Source organism: uncultured Thiohalocapsa sp. (genome assembly GCF_913063425.1).
Taxonomy (GTDB): domain Bacteria; phylum Pseudomonadota; class Gammaproteobacteria; order Chromatiales; family Chromatiaceae; genus Thiohalocapsa.
This window is the reverse complement of the sequence record NZ_CAJXYK010000017.1, coordinates 11,952-26,652: the sequence shown is the minus strand read 5'-3', so window position 1 is coordinate 26,652 and position 14,701 is coordinate 11,952. Positions and strand designations below refer to the sequence as shown.

At 67.8% G+C, this 14,701-nt stretch carries 14 protein-coding genes; 7 read left to right on the top strand and 7 right to left on the bottom strand.

Annotation, left to right across the window (positions count from 1 at the left end):
* The first annotated feature begins 83 nt into the window (after positions 1 to 83).
* Positions 84 to 455 (top strand): Mth938-like domain-containing protein, encoded by a 372-nt coding sequence (locus QZ607_RS11225; RefSeq protein WP_295882701.1) that lies wholly within the window; start codon positions 84 to 86, stop codon positions 453 to 455.
* Between the two features lie 190 nt (positions 456 to 645).
* Positions 646 to 1,395, top strand: coding sequence for a hypothetical protein (locus tag QZ607_RS11220; protein WP_295882700.1), 750 nt, complete (start codon positions 646 to 648; stop codon positions 1,393 to 1,395).
* Between the two features lie 247 nt (positions 1,396 to 1,642).
* Here the strand turns inward: QZ607_RS11220 and QZ607_RS11215 are convergent, their stop codons facing one another.
* A complete protein-coding gene (locus QZ607_RS11215) occupies positions 1,643 to 3,457 on the bottom strand; it encodes an RNB domain-containing ribonuclease (protein ID WP_295882699.1) in 1,815 nt (604 codons plus the stop codon).
* 261 nt (positions 3,458 to 3,718) lie between these two features.
* Here QZ607_RS11215 and QZ607_RS11210 point away from each other — a divergent pair, with 261 nt between their 5' ends.
* The 5 genes from QZ607_RS11210 (at position 3,719) to QZ607_RS11190 (ending at position 8,151) form a co-directional block, all read left to right on the top strand.
* Positions 3,719 to 4,753 carry a folate-binding protein gene (locus tag QZ607_RS11210; RefSeq protein WP_295882698.1) on the top strand — a complete coding sequence of 345 codons (1,035 nt, stop codon included), beginning with the start codon at positions 3,719 to 3,721 and terminating at the stop codon, positions 4,751 to 4,753.
* A 46-nt stretch (positions 4,754 to 4,799) separates the two neighbouring features.
* Positions 4,800 to 5,657, top strand: a complete 858-nt coding sequence (murI, locus tag QZ607_RS11205) for a glutamate racemase (protein ID WP_295882697.1) — start codon at positions 4,800 to 4,802, stop codon at positions 5,655 to 5,657.
* A gap of 76 nt (positions 5,658 to 5,733) precedes the next feature.
* Positions 5,734 to 6,822 carry a thioredoxin fold domain-containing protein gene (locus tag QZ607_RS11200; RefSeq protein WP_295882696.1) on the top strand — a complete coding sequence of 363 codons (1,089 nt, stop codon included), beginning with the start codon at positions 5,734 to 5,736 and terminating at the stop codon, positions 6,820 to 6,822.
* A gap of 268 nt (positions 6,823 to 7,090) precedes the next feature.
* Positions 7,091 to 7,708, top strand: coding sequence for a Uma2 family endonuclease (locus QZ607_RS11195; protein ID WP_295882695.1), 618 nt, complete (start codon positions 7,091 to 7,093; stop codon positions 7,706 to 7,708).
* Positions 7,705 to 8,151 carry a DUF29 domain-containing protein gene (locus tag QZ607_RS11190; protein ID WP_295882694.1) on the top strand — a complete coding sequence of 149 codons (447 nt, stop codon included), beginning with the start codon at positions 7,705 to 7,707 and terminating at the stop codon, positions 8,149 to 8,151. The genes QZ607_RS11195 and QZ607_RS11190 overlap by 4 nt, the downstream gene beginning before the upstream one ends.
* Before the next feature lie 181 nt (positions 8,152 to 8,332).
* On the opposite strand, the gene QZ607_RS11185 is transcribed toward QZ607_RS11190, so the two are convergent.
* The 6 genes from QZ607_RS11185 to prfB form a co-directional block, all read right to left on the bottom strand.
* Complete coding sequence (locus tag QZ607_RS11185) at positions 8,333 to 8,815, bottom strand: DUF29 domain-containing protein (protein ID WP_295882692.1); 483 nt, start codon at positions 8,813 to 8,815, stop codon at positions 8,333 to 8,335.
* 104 nt (positions 8,816 to 8,919) lie between these two features.
* Positions 8,920 to 9,783, bottom strand: a complete 864-nt coding sequence (locus tag QZ607_RS11180; RefSeq protein ID WP_295882691.1) for a universal stress protein — start codon at positions 9,781 to 9,783, stop codon at positions 8,920 to 8,922.
* Positions 9,784 to 9,798: 15 nt separating this feature from the next.
* Positions 9,799 to 11,280, bottom strand: coding sequence for a SulP family inorganic anion transporter (locus QZ607_RS11175; protein WP_295882690.1), 1,482 nt, complete (start codon positions 11,278 to 11,280; stop codon positions 9,799 to 9,801).
* A 9-nt stretch (positions 11,281 to 11,289) separates the two neighbouring features.
* Entirely contained in the window at positions 11,290 to 11,631 is a 342-nt protein-coding gene (locus QZ607_RS11170) for an STAS-like domain-containing protein (protein ID WP_295882689.1), read from the bottom strand.
* A gap of 87 nt (positions 11,632 to 11,718) precedes the next feature.
* The gene (gene lysS / locus QZ607_RS11165; RefSeq protein ID WP_295882688.1) at positions 11,719 to 13,242 is read right to left on the bottom strand and encodes a lysine--tRNA ligase; all 1,524 of its coding nucleotides are present in this window, start codon (positions 13,240 to 13,242) and stop codon (positions 11,719 to 11,721) included.
* A 256-nt stretch (positions 13,243 to 13,498) separates the two neighbouring features.
* Positions 13,499 to 14,597 (bottom strand): peptide chain release factor 2 gene (gene prfB / locus QZ607_RS11160; protein WP_295882687.1). Its coding sequence is split into 2 segments (ribosomal slippage): positions 13,499 to 14,521 and positions 14,523 to 14,597, totalling 1,098 coding nucleotides; the frame shifts between segments, so codons are not numbered across the junction.
* Positions 14,598 to 14,701 lie beyond the last annotated feature (104 nt).

Sequence of the window (14,701 nt, the reverse complement as noted above, 5' to 3'; positions counted from 1 at the left end):
TCTTCGGGGCGCCTCGTAGCCAGCTTCTCCGGACCGAGGCGCCGCGACGCCATGTGCCGACACCTGAGAACCGGCCGCTCATCATGAAATTCGCAGAGCTCGAAGACACCGGCGCCAACGTCATCGAGGCCTACGGCGACGGGCACGTGCGCATCAACGGCCGGGACTACGCCCGCAGCATCGCGGTGTCCGCCGGGCACCTGGAGTTGGACTGGGGGCCTAAGGACGTGGATTCGCTGAACGTCGCGCATCTGGAAGCGGTGCTCGGCGATGCCACACAGGTGCTGATTCTGGGCACCGGCTCGCGGCAGCGGTTTCCGAGCCCCGAGGTACACTTCGCGCTGCTGGAGCGCGGCATCGGCGTGGAGGTGATGGACACCGGCGCTGCGTGCCGCACCTACAATATCCTGGTCAGCGAGGGGCGGGACGTGGTCGCGGCCTTAATGCTCGACTAAGACCCCGGCACACGCGACCGGCGAGGCCCAGCCGGGGCGCAAAGCGCCTGGCGAACGGCGACACCGCAGAACGGTTTCACGAGCGAAGGCCGCAGCACAGGGCCGGCTCCCCGAGCCGATGCACCTGGGCCACTCCGCACTTCGAACTCCGCACTCCGCACTTCGAACTCCGCACTCCGTACTCCGATCCATGGACCGCAAGATCATCCTCACCACCCTCGCCGCCGCGCTGATGGGCTTCATCGGCATCTGGCTGCTGCTCTCCATCCTGCCGGATGAGCGCTCGGGCCTGCGGCTCTATCCCTGGGAGGTGAGCCGGGATGCGGCCGGCAACACGCGCGTGTTCGACCTCAGCATCGGTGACAGTACGCTTGCGGACGCGCGTGTGCTGCTGGGAGAGGACGGCAAAATCAACCTGTTCGAAAACCCCGACGGCAGCCGCACCGTCGAGGTCTACTTCGACAATATCTTTCTGAGCAACCTGAAGGCGGACTGGATCATCACGCTGGACGTGCCGGAGGACGACCTCGCGGCCATGTACGAGCGGGGCCTTCGCATCAGCAAGACCGGCAGCGGCAGCCGCAAGGTGAAGCTGGACCCGGTGGATGTGGAGCGGCTCGCGGACACCCCCATCCGCATCCTGACCTATCTGCCCTGGAAGAGCCTGGAGCCGCGGGACATCGCCGGGCGCTTCGGCGAGCCCGCCGAGAAGCGCGCCGAGCCGGGCGGCATCGTGCACTGGCTCTATCCGGAGCAGGGCATGGACATCGCCCGCGACGACGACGGCGGCGTGGTGATCCAGTACCTGAACCGGGCAGACTTCGAGCGGGCGGTGGCAATGCTGCCGGCACCCGACGAGGCCACCGGTTCACCCGAGCCGCCGCCTTCCCCGGCAGCGGCGGCGAGCCCGGGCGACGTGCCGGCGGTCGCCACCGATTGACGACGTACGCGAGCCATCGGTATAGATGGAGTGGTTTGCGCCTTCCCTCAGAAGGCGGAACCCGTTGGCCTCGGAGCAGCGGACCAGGTCACGCCGTTTGACCGACATCGTCCAGGTCCACGGGCAATTGCTCCAGCAATGCATTGCCGACGGGCATCTCCCTGCCGAGCTCCCGATAGGCCGCGGCGCCTATTGTCTCTGCCCCGTTGCGTGAACCGCAACCCGAACGGACCGGACACAGCGATCCTCAACCGAGCACCCGAAACCGCGCATCCAGGTCGTACAGGTCCACCTCGGCAACCTTAAGCGTCAGGCGCTGATCCAGGCTGAGATCAGCCTTGGCCCGCAGCTTCGTCTCCAGCGCCAGCTCCGGGATGATGACGGTGTCCTTGCGCTCGCCGAGCTCGACAACGACGCCCTCCCCCTGCCAGGCCTTGTTACGCAGCAGGTAAACGAGCTTCCAGTGCTGGTTGGACTGCCGCTCCGCGCGGCGCACGGCGATGCCGCCCTGGTCCGCCTCGCCGGCGCGGGCGCTCACCTGCTCGGCCGTCATCGGCGCCTCGCCGCGCAGCACGGCGCGGATCTGCTGATGCACCAGCAGGTCCGCATAGCGCCGCAGCGGGCTGGTGGCACGGGCGTAGGCGTCGAGCCCGAGACCATAGTGCGGCCCCGGCTCGATGCTGGTGCGACTCGGCTTGAACTGCCGCCGGTAGGCGTACATCGCCGCCATCCCCTCCGGTTGCTGGATGCTGTCGGGCGGCGGCTGGGTGGCGTGCGGGATGGTAATGCCACGCTCGCCGCACCAGGCGGCGGCGGCCTCGCCCGCCATGAGCATCAGATCGGTCACCATGGCGCGGGAGCCGTGGCGGTCGATGGAGCGGATGTCGATCTCGCCGTCCTGGAGGCGCACGCTCACCTCCGGCAGGTCGATGCCGGCGGCGCCCTGGGCCACGCGGCGGGCGCGGAAGCGGGCCGCGGCGGCATCCAGGGCCGCGAAGGGCGCCTCGGCGAGCCGGGCCTCGGCCTCGGCATAGGTCAGGCGTTGGGCGCGGATCCAGCTGGGCCGGATGTCGATATCGGCGAGCCGGCCGTCCTCGCCCAGCGTGACGCCGAAGGACAGCGCCGGCGAGGTGGCCTGCAAGCCGAGGCCGAGCTGCTCGGTCACCGCCGCCGGCAGCATGTTGACGATGCCCTCCGGCAGGTAGAGGTTGGCACCGCGGGCCCGGGCCTCCTGGTCCAGGGCGTCGTCCGGGCTCACCAGCGCGGCGACATCCGCCACGTGCACCCAGATGCGCGCGCCGTCGATGCTGACGGCATCATCCGGGTCCTGGTTGCCCTCGTCGTCGATGGCGAAGGCGGACAGATGCGTGAGGTCGAGTCGCGCCTCCTCCGGCAGCGCCGGCACCGGCAGCTCCGGATCGGTCACCGTGACATTGCTGCGGGCCGGGTAGGGATTGTGCTCAGGCGGCCAACAGCCCACACCCACCAGCAGGCGGTGGGCCGCCTGCGGGGTCTCGGGCAGCTCGAGTGCCTTCAGAATCCGGCTGTGCTCGCCCTGCTGGTTGGCGAGCCGCTCCACCTCGGCAAGTCGCGGGCGGTCGTCGTCGATGATCCGCCCCGCAGCCAACCGCTGCATGAAGCCCGCCCACTCGGCCTCGGCCCGGGCCTTGGCTTCGCGCTCCGCACGGTCCTGCTCGATGGCTTCGCGGCTGCGGGGCCGGATGGCATCGGGCGAGCCGTGGAAATACAGCCCTTCATCGAGCAGTCGCCACACGGCCCAGGCGCTGGCAGGGGTGAATGCGTCGTAGATGAGCTCGGCGAGCTCCTTCAGGTCTGTCTCGGCGCCCTCCAGCAGCTCCCAGGCCTCCTGCAGCTGCCCGGCGCCGGGCTCGCCCAGCTCCGCGAGCCGCTTGAGCGGGCCGGGGTGCAGGGGCGTGATGTCCTTGGGACGCACCCGCTTGCTCTGCCCGCCTTCGAGCTCGATCTCGATCTTCTCGCCGACGCTCACCACACGGGCGGGATGGATTTTGTAGAGCACGAGGCTGTCGGCGGCGATGGGCATGGATGGGCCAGGAGCTATGACGTCGAGAACAAGGCTGATGGGGTCGGCATTGGGCACAGGGGACCCGGCGCCCGCTCCGCCGACCCGACGGCCGCCGACGGGACGCGGCAGCGCAGGGCGCAGCGGTGGGAACCGGCAGCGCGAAACACCGCCGACCCGGCCCCACATGGGGCTGCGAGAGAGATCGACGGCCGTGGGGGCAGCCGCTATGCTTTCCAGCCTGCCCGTTCCCGGCCCCATAAGCAAGCGAGACGAGACACCATGAACCAGGACTGGCAAGCCTTCCTCAGTGCACGCGGCGCCGCCGTCGCAGACGACGGGGCGGCGCGCTTCGCGTCCGCACCGGCGGACCCGGACTGCGCCGTCACGGACCTCTCCCACCTCGGGCTCATCGCCGTCGGCGGCCCGCAGGCCGCGGACTTCCTGCAAGGCCAGGTGAGCAACGACGTGCGCGAGCTCTCCGACACCCACAGCCAGCTCAGCAGCCATTGCAGCCCCAAGGGCCGCATGCTGGCCAATTTCCGCCTGCTCCGCATCGAGGAGACCATTTTCCTGGTGCTGCCGCGCAGCCAGATGGACGCGCTGCTGAAGCGCCTGCGCATGTTCAAGCTGCGAACGGACGCCACCATCGACGATGCCAGCGATGCGCTGGTCTGCTGCGGCGTCATCGGTGCCTGCGCGGACGGGGCACTGGCCGAGCGCTTCGGCAGCCTGCCACAGGGCGACAACGACATGGCGCGCGCCGGCGATGCGGCGCTCATCCGCGTTGCAGGCTCAGTGCCGCGGTATCTCTTCATCGGCCCGGCCGCAGACGCGCAGGCCCTGTGGGAAGGCGCGACTGCCGCCGGTGCAGCGCAGGCGAATCCCGACCTCTGGGCGCTGCACGATATCCGCTCCGGCATCCCCACCGTGGTGCCGGAGACGGCAGACGCCTTCGTGCCGCAGATGGCCAACATGCAGCTCATCGACGGCGTAAGCTTCCACAAGGGCTGCTACACGGGCCAGGAAGTCGTCGCCCGCATGCAGTACCTGGGCAAGCTCAAGCGGCGCATGTACATCGCCGAGGTGGACACGGACACGCCGCCCAAGCCGGGCGATGTGCTGAGCGCCCCCGGCAGCACCTCGGAGCAGGGGCCGGGACGCGTGGTGGATGCCCGTGCCAGCGCGCCCGGTCACTGGGAGCTGCTGGTGGTGGCCGAAATCGCCGCCGCCGAGGGCGACGGGCTCAAGCTCGGCGCAGACGGGCCGATGCTTCAGCTGCGTGCACCCGCCTACGGCTTCGGCGACGTCGCCTGAGCCAGCTGCGGTGCAGGTCGCGGCGGGAGCCGACCAGGACTGTGCTGTGAGCCCGAGCGGGCGCAGGCGACAGCTCCCTGAGGAAGCCCCCCGGAATACGCAGCAGGCGCCGGCCGACGCCCCCATCGGCGTCTTCGACTCCGGCGTCGGCGGCCTCACCGTCCTCGCCGAGATCCGCCGTCTGCTGCCCGGCGAGCACCTGCTCTATGTCGCTGACTCAGGCTTCGCTCCCTATGGCGAGCGCCCGACGGCGGTCATCCGTGCACGCGCTGAGCAGATCACCGACTTTCTGCTCGCGCAGGGGGCCAAGGCCATCGTCATCGCCTGCAACACGGCCACCGGCGTTGCCGCCGCGCACCTGCGCACCCGCCACGCGTTGCCCATAATCGCCATGGAGCCCGCCGTGAAGCCCGCGGCGGCCTGCACCAGGAGCGGTGTCATCGGCGTGCTCGCCACCAGCGGCACGCTCAGGAGCGACAAGTTCGAGGCCCTGCGCGGGCGCTTCCACGGCGCGGTGGAAGTTCTCACCCAGCCCTGCCCCGGGCTGGTGGAGCTGATCGAGGCCGGGGACTTCCACGCCAACGCCCTGCGCGCCCTGCTCGCGGACCTGGTGCGCCCGCTCATCGACCGCGGTGCAGACACCCTGGTGCTCGGCTGCACCCACTACCCGCTGGTGCGGGGGCTGATCGCGGACATCGCAGGTCCCGCTGTCCGCATCACCGATGCAGGCGCCGCGGTGGCGCGTCAGGTACAGCACCGCCTGGGCGCGGCCGGGCTGCTGCGCACCGGCAATGGACCCTGCCGGGCACGCTTCTGGACCAGCGCCGACCCGCCGCAGCAGGCCGCCGCGCTGATCCACCGGCTTTGGGGCGCGGACGCCACCGTCGCAGCTCTGCCGGGCTGAGGGTCCGGCGTCTGCACACGGCACCGGCGCTGCACGTCGGGCCCCATCGTTGACACCCTACAGAGTGACCACACCCATGCCTGCCCGCCCCATGTACCCTGCACTGATGCTCGTTGCACCGCTGCTTGCGCTCGCCGCTGCACCGACGTTGGCAGAGACCGCCGACGCCGGCGCTGCCCCGGAAACCGGCCGGGTGCTCGGCGGTAAGCAATCCAGCCATCCGGACTGGTTCAAGGAGAGCTTCCTGGATATCGCCGAGGACGTGGACGAGGCCACCGATGCCGGCCGCCACGTCATCCTGTTTCTGGAGATGAACGGCTGCCCCTATTGCTACAAAATGGTCGAGGAGAACTTCAAGGGCAGCGACTACAGCGACTGGCTCCGGGAGCGCTTCGACGTCATCGCCCTCAACATCCGCGGCGACCGCGAGGTGGCCATGGATGCCGAGACCACGATGCCCGAGAAGGCGCTGGCGGAGGCGCTCGGCGTGCGCTACACGCCCACGGTGATCTTCATGAGCCAGACGAACGAGCCGGTGGCGCGGGTCAACGGCTACCGCAACGTCGAAGACTTCAAGCAGGTGCTGGACTATGTCGATGCGCAGGCCTACCAGAGCCAGACCCTCGCGGACTACCTGGACGCGCAGAAGACCGAGACGGCGGCGGCCGCCGGCGCCTATGCCTTCCGCGAGCATGCGCTGATCCGGGAGGCCATCGATGTCGGAAACTTAAGCGCCATCGACGGCCCGCTGCTGCTGCTGTTCGAGGATGCCTCCTGCCGCGCCTGCGACGCCCTGCACGACGGGCACCTCAAGGCACCGGAGGTGGCCGCGGCGCTGAAACCCTACACGGTCGTGCGTGTGGACGCCCTGTCCGATGCCGAATTCACCGGCCCCGACGGCAAGCCCACCACCGGCGCGCAGCTCGCAGATGACTTGGGTGTCGAGTACCGCCCGACCCTGGTGCTGATGGACGGCCCCGCCGGCAGCAAGGAGGACATCGCCCGTATCGAGAGCATGCTCTACCGCTACCACTTCGTCGGGCTGCTGGAGTACGTGGGCCTCGGCAAGTACCGCGAGTTTCCGGACAGCCCCTTCGATTACATCAACGCCAAGACCGCCAGGCTCACCGCCGCCGGCGCGGATGTGTCGATTTCGGATGAGTGAGGCCGCCGGCGGCCGATCTGCTGCCTGCCGGTGCCGACGCCGGCTGCCGGGCCTTGCGCGAGACGCCGTGCATGCGCGGGCGGCCCGTGCGTAGTCAGGGCTTCCAGCCCTGTTTGTGTCAGGCCGGGATTGCCTGACTACGCAGTCAACGGCTCAGCTGGTCGCAGTCCCCGACCGCGCGGCGCACGGACGCCGGCGCGCAGGCCCTATACTGAGCGCAGACAGTCACCCGGAGCGCCTTTCCAGCACCTGTCAGGAGCCGCGCAGCATGTCCGTTCAGCCCATCCCGTCTCTGACCTTCGACCACTGGCTCGCGGCCGAGCGCGAGGCCACCGCCACGCGTACGGAATTTGTCGACGGCGAGGTCTTCGCCATGACCGGGGGCAGCGAGGCGCATAACACCATCTCGGTGAACATCAGCGCCGAGCTGCGCGCCCAGTTCAAGCGCCGCCCCTGCTACGTCTACGCCGGCGACATGAAGGTACGCGCTGATGCCGCCAACGTCGGCGCCTACCCCGACATCGTGGCCGTCTGCGGCGAGCGCACCTACCACGACCAGCGCCGGGACATCATCACCAACCCGACCCTGATCATCGAGATCCTGTCGGACTCCACCGAGGCCTACGACCGCGGCGACAAGTTCTCCCACTACCGTACCCTGCCCAGCCTGCAGACCTACCTGCTGGTGTCCCAGCACCGCGTCGCCGCCGAGCTTTACGTCCGCCAGGCCGACGGCCGCTGGCTGCTCAGCACCTACGACCACCTGGCCGACAGCGTGCCGCTCAAGTCAGTCGAAGCAAGTCTGGAACTGGCCGAGGTCTACGACAAAGTCGAGCTCCGGGCCATCAGTGACAGCGCACAGCTTCCGAGCCGAGGTGCACCGTGACCCTCTACGACACCGACTTTTACGCCTGGGCAGAACAACAGGCCACGCTCCTACGTTCGGGACAGCTCGCACAGGCGGACATCGAGCACATCGCCGAGGAGATCGAGAGCATGGGGCGTCGCGAAAAGCGCGAGCTGTTGAGCCGGCTGGCCATTCTGCTGATGCACCTGCTCAAATGGCAGGCGCAGCCCATGCTGCGGGGCAACTCCTGGCGGGCCACGATCAAGGTCCAACGGCGCGACATCGCACGGCACTTGGCCGACAACCCGAGCCTCAAGCCGAAGCTGCCGGAGCTGCTGGCGGACGCCTATGGTGACGCGACGCTGCTCGCATCGCGCGACACGGGCCTCACCGAGACGAGCTTCCCGGCCGCCTTGATTTGGTCGTTCGAGCAGATCATGGACGACGGCTTCTGGCCGGGGGCGGATCAGCCGGCGAATTGAGCTGCCCGACCGGCAATCCGAGGGCGGATAAGCACAGCGCGTCCGCCGCCGCTGGATGCTGGATGCGCTGCGCTCATCGCCTGCGTCCCCTGGTGTCGTCGGCAACCGGCGGTCGGCCGGGCCGCAGGACTCGGGCTGGCCGGGAAGTCCTGTTGCGCCCGGCCATGCCTGCGGCAGTTGCTCAGCTCCTGGTCTCGCTCGGCCCCGGATAGAAGTCATCCTGGAGCAACTGCTCGGCCGAGTACGGGCAGTCCGCGGGGAAGGTCTCGGGCGGCAGGCGGCTCTCTTTGCTGGCGAGGTCGCGGGCGTCGGGATAGGCGGCGGCGATGGCCTCCCCGACGACCGGCTTGAGCCCGGGTGATTGGCGCAGCAGGACAGCGAGCTGCTTGCGTTGCTCGACGATGGTATTCCGCCAGCTGCGGCCATCGAATTCACGCCATTGATCGGAGAGCACGGGATACTGATATTCCCACTTCAGCAAGTGCGCGATCAGGACCAGGAGTCGGCTTTCCAGCTCGCGGCGCTCGCTCTTGCTCATGTCCCCCAGCTCGTCCAGCAGATGCTCGATATCCATCTCCGCGAAGCGCCCGGCGCGCAGCAGCTCCACGTGGCGCCTGGCCCAAGCCGCGTAATCGGTTTGGTAGAGGGTCTTGAGGTCAGTCATCGATCACTCCCCGCTGAGGCCGGTTTCCCATATTGAACAACAGCTGACACCTACCTGCAGCCCGCGCGGTCTTGATCATCACTCCGACCACCTGGTCCGCTGACTCAGCGCAGCAGCAGCGTCGGCACCTTGGCCGAGCGCAGCAGGTCGTCGGTCTTGCTGCCGAAGAACAGGCTGCGCAGCGGCGAGTGGCCGTAGGCCCCCATGAGCAGCATGTCGATGCCCTGGTCGTGGATGTACTGGGCGATGACGCGCTCGGTGTCGCCGGGGATCAGCGCTGTCTTCACGTCGTAGTCGGCGGCGGCGAGCGTCTGGCGCGCCCAGTCCAGCTGCTTCTCGGCGTCGCGGCGCGGCTTGCCGGACATGACCACGTCCACGGGCAGACCCTGGAACAGGGGCGTGCGGGCCAGCATCTCCACACCGCGGCGGGTCATGGCGCCGCCGTCGAAGGCGATCATCACCCGCTCGGGCTCGGTGAAGTCGTCGGTGACCGCGAGGATCGGCTTGTCCAACGCGCGCACCATGCGCTCCACGTTGCGCCCGAGGTCGCGCTGGGTGGTCTCGGCGGACTCGCCGCGGCGGCCGAGCACGAAGAGCTGGACGGCGTCCTGCGCATCCATCAGCGTCTCTTCGAGGTCACCATAACGCAGACGCACGTCCGGGCCGTCCACGCCGCGGCTGAGGGCGCGCTCGCGCAACCGGTTGAGGAAGATCCGTCCCTGCTCCCGGGCCGCCTTGCTGCGGGCCTCGTCCTCTTCGGAGAGCTCCTCCAGCAGCGCCTGCTGGGCGTTCACACCAATGGCGCCGCTGTGGTCCGAGCCGCGCACCACCCGCGCCTCGCGGTCCAGGATGTGCAGCAGCTCCAGGGGCGCGCTCAGCCGTCGGGCCGCCCAGGCCGCGGTGTCCGTCACGGTGTCGGCGAAGTGGGACTGGTCCACGCACGCCAGTACTTTCTGCTCGTCTTGCATCGACAGTGTCCTTGCTCAGTGACCCATCAGGTCGGCGACAGCTTCGGGTTTGTCGTGCACCGCGAAGCGATCCACCATGGTGCGGCTCGCCTCGTTGAGGCCGACGACCTTCACTTCCGTGCCCTCGCGGCGGAACTTCAGCACCACCTTGTCCAGCGCCGTGACGGCGGTGATGTCCCAGAAATGCGCGCGGCTCACGTCGATGGTCACCTGCTCGATGACCTCCTTGTAATCGAAGGAGGCAATGAACTGGTCGGCGGACGAGAAGAACACCTGCCCCACGACTGTGTACACGCGCTCGCGCCCTTCCCGCGCCGGACTGGAGCCGACATAGAGCACCCGGCTCACCTTGTGCGCGAAGAAGAAGCCCGACAGCAGCACGCCCACCAGCACGCCCTGGGCCAGATCATGGGTAAGCACCGTGACCAGGACCGTGGCGACCATCACCACGCTGGCGTCATAGGGATGCTCGCGCAGGTTGCGGAAGGAGGCCCAGTTGAAGGTGCCGATGGAGACCATGATCATCACCGCCACCAGCGCGGCCATCGGAATCTGCGCCACCCAGTCGTTGGCGAACACCACCAGCAGCAGCAGAAAGACACCGGCGACCAGTGTGGAGAGCCGCCCGCGCCCGCCGGACTTCACGTTGATGACGGTCTGACCGATCATGGCGCAGCCCGCCATGCCGCCGAGGAAGCCGGTGGCGACATTGGCCACGCCCTGCCCCACGCACTCGCGGTTCTTGTTGCTCTTGGAGTCCGTCAGGTCGTCGACGATGGTCGCCGTCATCATGGACTCCAGCAGCCCCACCACCGCCAGCGTCGCCGACACGGGGAAGATGATCTGAAGCGTCTCCAGGCTCAGCGGGATGTCCGGCAGCAGAAACACCGGCAGGCTGTCCGGCATCTGCCCCATGTCACCCACGGTGCGGATGTCCAGATCCAAATACATCACCACACCGGTCAGCAGCACGATGGCCACCAGCGGTGAGGGCACCGCCTTGGTGAGCAGGGGCAGCAGGTAGATGATGGCGAGCCCCGCCGCCAGCACCGCGTAGACCGTCCAGGTCATCTGCTCGCCGGTGATCTCCGGCAGCTGTGCCATGAAGATCAGGATGGCCAACGCGTTGACGAAGCCCGTGATCACCGAGCGCGAGACGAAGCGCATCAGATCGCCGAGGCGCAGCCAACCGGCCAGCACCTGCAGCACGCCGGTCAGCACTGTGGCCGCCAGCAGGTACTGGAGGCCATGATCCGCCACCAGGTCCACCATCAGCACAGCCATGGCCGCGGTGGCCGCGGAGATCATGCCCGGGCGTCCGCCGGCGAAGGCCGTCACCACCGCGATGCTGAACGACGCATAGAGCCCGACCTTGGGGTCCACGCCGGCGATGATGGAAAAGGCGATGGCCTCCGGGATCAGCGCCAGCGCCACCACCAGGCCGGCGAGCAGGTCGTTGCGGATATTGGAGAACCAGTCCTGGCGAATGGAATTCATGAGCGGAACCTAAGCCTTTGGTCGCACGCGATGTACCTCTGCCGCTACCGCTGGTGCCATATTGACCGCAGCGATTTCGATGTCCGGATGCTTGCCGACGAACACGCGGAATATCTCGTCCACGAACGAGCGGCCGACGGACTGAACGTCCTGGAAATCCAGCACGACATGCCTGAAGCGCTCGACGCGATTCATGATGCGCTTGGCCTGAGAGCGTGAGACAAGCTGCTCACCTTCATAGAGAGCGAGGCGGACCGGAACGATGGTCTTGGAAAAGTCGAGCGTCTCAGCGTCCGTGTAGGCATCAAAGACATCCTTGAGCGTGCGCGCGGAAGATACCGACAAAAGCATAAGCACTACTGTCCCATATCGGCCGTTGATGCCATGCTTGAGAAGATCCCACCGAGCTTCATCAGGCAGCGGGGCTGTCGCCGACCGCTAGTCCTCCGGACGCATATGCGGAAACAGCAGCACGTCCCGAATGGACGGCGAGTCGGTGAACAGCATCACCAGCCGGTCGATGCCGATGCCCTCCCCGGCCGTGGGCGGCATGCCGTGCTCCAGCGCCCGGATGTAGTCGGCGTCGAAGTGCATGGCCTCCAGGTCGCCGGCGTCCTTCTCGACCACCTGCCTGCGGAAGCGCTCGGCCTGGTCCTCGGCGTCGTTGAGCTCCGAGAAGCCGTTGGCGATCTCGCGGCCGCCGACGAAGAATTCGAAGCGGTCCGTCACGAAGGGGTCGGCGTCGTTGAGCCGGGCCAGCGGTGAGGTCTCGGTGGGATAGGCGGTGATGAAGGTGGGCGCCATGAGCCGGTGCTCGACGGTCTTCTCGAAGATCTCCACCTGCACCTTGCCGAGGCCGTAGCTGGGCTTGAGGTGGATCTCCAGGCGCTCGGCGACGGCGCGGGCACGCTCGGGATCATCGAGGTCGGCCGCCGTGAGATCCGAATTGAAGTGCAGGATGGACTCCCGCACCGTCATGCGCGCGAAGGGCTGCGACAGGTCATAGGTCTCGCCCTGGTAGCTGAGTTGCTGCGTGCCGAGCACCGCCTGCGCCATATCCCGCAGCATCAGCTCGGTGAGGTCCATCAGGTCGCCGTAATCCGCATAGGCCTGGTAGAGCTCCAGCATGGTGAACTCGGGATTGTGGCGGGTGGAGAGGCCTTCGTTGCGGAAGTTGCGGTTGATCTCGTAGACCCGCTCGAAGCCGCCGACGACGAGCCGCTTCAGGTACAGCTCCGGGGCGATGCGCAGAAAGAGCTGCATGTCCAGCGCGTTGTGGTGGGTGACGAAGGGTCGGGCCACCGCACCGCCGGGGATGGCCTGCATCATCGGCGTCTCGACTTCCAGGAACGCCCGGGCGTTCAGAAAATCGCGGATGAACTGGACGATGCGCGTGCGGGTGCGGAAGGTCCCCCGCGCCGACTCGTTCATGATGAGATCCAGATAGCGCTGGCGGTAGCGGCTCTCCTGGTCCGACAGGCCGTGCCACTTCTCCGGCAGCGGTCGCAGGGACTTGGTCAGCAGCTGAAGCCGGTCCACCTTGAGAGAGAGCTCGCCGGTCTTGGTTTTGAACAGCTGCCCCGACGCGCCCACGATGTCGCCGATGTCCAGCTCTTTCTTGAACCAGGCATAGTCGTCCGTGCCGAGCATGTCCCGCTGCACGAAGAGCTGAATGCGCCCGGACATGTCCTGAAGGTGCGCGAAGCTCGCCTTGCCCATGATGCGCCGGCTCATGAGCCGCCCGGCCACCTTGGCGCGCACGTTGCGTGTCTCGAGCTCCGCGCCGTCCATGTCGCCGTACTCCGCATGCAGCTCCCCGGCGACCACATTGCGGCGGAAGTCGTTGGGGAACGCGACGCCCTGCTCGCGGATGGCGCGGAGCTTCTCGCGCCGCTGGGCAATCAGCTTGTTCTCGTCCTGCTCGGGCGCCTCGGCGCCCTGCTTCGGCAGCTTGTCGTTCATGGTTGCAACAACATCATCTTGAACGGACGGCGGCCGCCGTCCGGTAAGCGGCGTGGCAGACGCGCTTCGCCCATCCGCCCTGGATCGGGTGGCCACGACGGCCTGCTCGCTATTCCCCTTCGCGTCTTCGCGCGCGCTCGCCTTCGCGTCTTCGCGTGCCCCTCTTCCCTCCGGGTCTGCGCGTCTTCGTGTACCGTAACCGACGCCGCGTCTTCCCCTCGCGTCGTCGCGCGCCCCCCCAAGTCGCCGTCAGGCGTCACAGCCCGCTCTTCAGGCTCGCCTCGATGAACTGATCCAGCGCACCGTCCAGGACTGCCTGGGTGTTGCCGGTCTCCACACTGGTGCGCAGATCCTTGATGCGCCCGGAGTCCAGCACGTAGGAGCGGATCTGGCTGCCCCAGCCGATGTCCGCCTTGCTGTCTTCGACGGCCTGAGCGGAGTCGCGGCGCTTCTGCATCTCCAGCTCGTAGAGCTTGGCCTTGAGCTGCTTCATGGCCTGGTCCTTGTTCTTGTGCTGGGAGCGGTCGTTCTGGCACTGCACAACGATGCCCGTGGGGTTGTGCGTAATACGCACGGCGGACTCGGTGCGGTTCACGTGCTGGCCGCCGGCGCCGGAGGCACGGTAGACATCGATGCGCAGGTCCGCCGGGTTGATTTCCACCTCCACCGAGTCGTCGATCTCCGGCGAGACGAACACGGCCGCGAAGGAGGTATGCCGGCGGTTGCCCGAGTCGAACGGCGACTTGCGCACCAGCCGGTGCACGCCCGTCTCGGTGCGCAGCCAGCCGAAGGCATGGTCGCCCTGTACCGCGACGGTGGCGGACTTGATACCGGCCACGTCGCCGGGTGAGGCCTCCATCAGCTCGGTCTTGAAGCCGTGCTGCTCGGCCCAGCGCAGGTACATGCGCAGCAGCATCTCGGCCCAGTCCTGGGCCTCGGTGCCACCGGACCCCGCCTGGATGTCGAGGAAGGCGTTGGCGCTGTCCATCTCACCCGAAAACATGCGCCGGAACTCGAGCTCGCCCACGCGCCGCTCGAAGCCCTCAAGGTCCTGTGCCACGGCGTCGATGGTGTCCGCGTCGCCCTCCTCCGCGGCCATGTCCAGCAGGTCGGCGGCGTCGCCGAGACCGCCGCCCAGCTCGTCCATGCTGACCACGACGCCCTCCAGGGAGACGCGCTCGCGGCCCAGGTTCTGAGCCCGCTCCGGGTCACTCCAGACCTCCGGGTCTTCAAGCTCCCGCAGGACCTCCGTCAGGCGCTCCTGCTTGCCCGCATAGTCAAAGATACCCCCTCAGGGACGCGAGGCGCCCCTGGAGGTCGGCGATCTGCGCACGGATCGGGTTGATGTCTTGCATGGTGCGATTCCCGTCGAGAAAACCCGCAATTGTAACGCATCGCGGCCCATTCCTGGTCCCCAACCCAGCGTCAGGGGGACACGACCCCTTGCTCCGCTATACTT

Coding starts and splice junctions, on each gene's coding strand:
- QZ607_RS11225 (WP_295882701.1), top strand. CDS start 84: ATGAAATTCGCAGAGCTCGAAGACACCGGCGCCAACGTCATCGAGGCC.
- QZ607_RS11220 (WP_295882700.1), top strand. CDS start 646: ATGGACCGCAAGATCATCCTCACCACCCTCGCCGCCGCGCTGATGGGC.
- QZ607_RS11215 (WP_295882699.1), bottom strand. CDS start 3,457: ATGCCCATCGCCGCCGACAGCCTCGTGCTCTACAAAATCCATCCCGCC.
- QZ607_RS11210 (WP_295882698.1), top strand. CDS start 3,719: ATGAACCAGGACTGGCAAGCCTTCCTCAGTGCACGCGGCGCCGCCGTC.
- QZ607_RS11200 (WP_295882696.1), top strand. CDS start 5,734: ATGCCTGCCCGCCCCATGTACCCTGCACTGATGCTCGTTGCACCGCTG.
- QZ607_RS11195 (WP_295882695.1), top strand. CDS start 7,091: ATGTCCGTTCAGCCCATCCCGTCTCTGACCTTCGACCACTGGCTCGCG.
- QZ607_RS11185 (WP_295882692.1), bottom strand. CDS start 8,815: ATGACTGACCTCAAGACCCTCTACCAAACCGATTACGCGGCTTGGGCC.
- QZ607_RS11180 (WP_295882691.1), bottom strand. CDS start 9,783: ATGCAAGACGAGCAGAAAGTACTGGCGTGCGTGGACCAGTCCCACTTC.
- QZ607_RS11175 (WP_295882690.1), bottom strand. CDS start 11,280: ATGAATTCCATTCGCCAGGACTGGTTCTCCAATATCCGCAACGACCTG.
- QZ607_RS11170 (WP_295882689.1), bottom strand. CDS start 11,631: ATGCTTTTGTCGGTATCTTCCGCGCGCACGCTCAAGGATGTCTTTGAT.
- lysS (WP_295882688.1), bottom strand. CDS start 13,242: ATGAACGACAAGCTGCCGAAGCAGGGCGCCGAGGCGCCCGAGCAGGAC.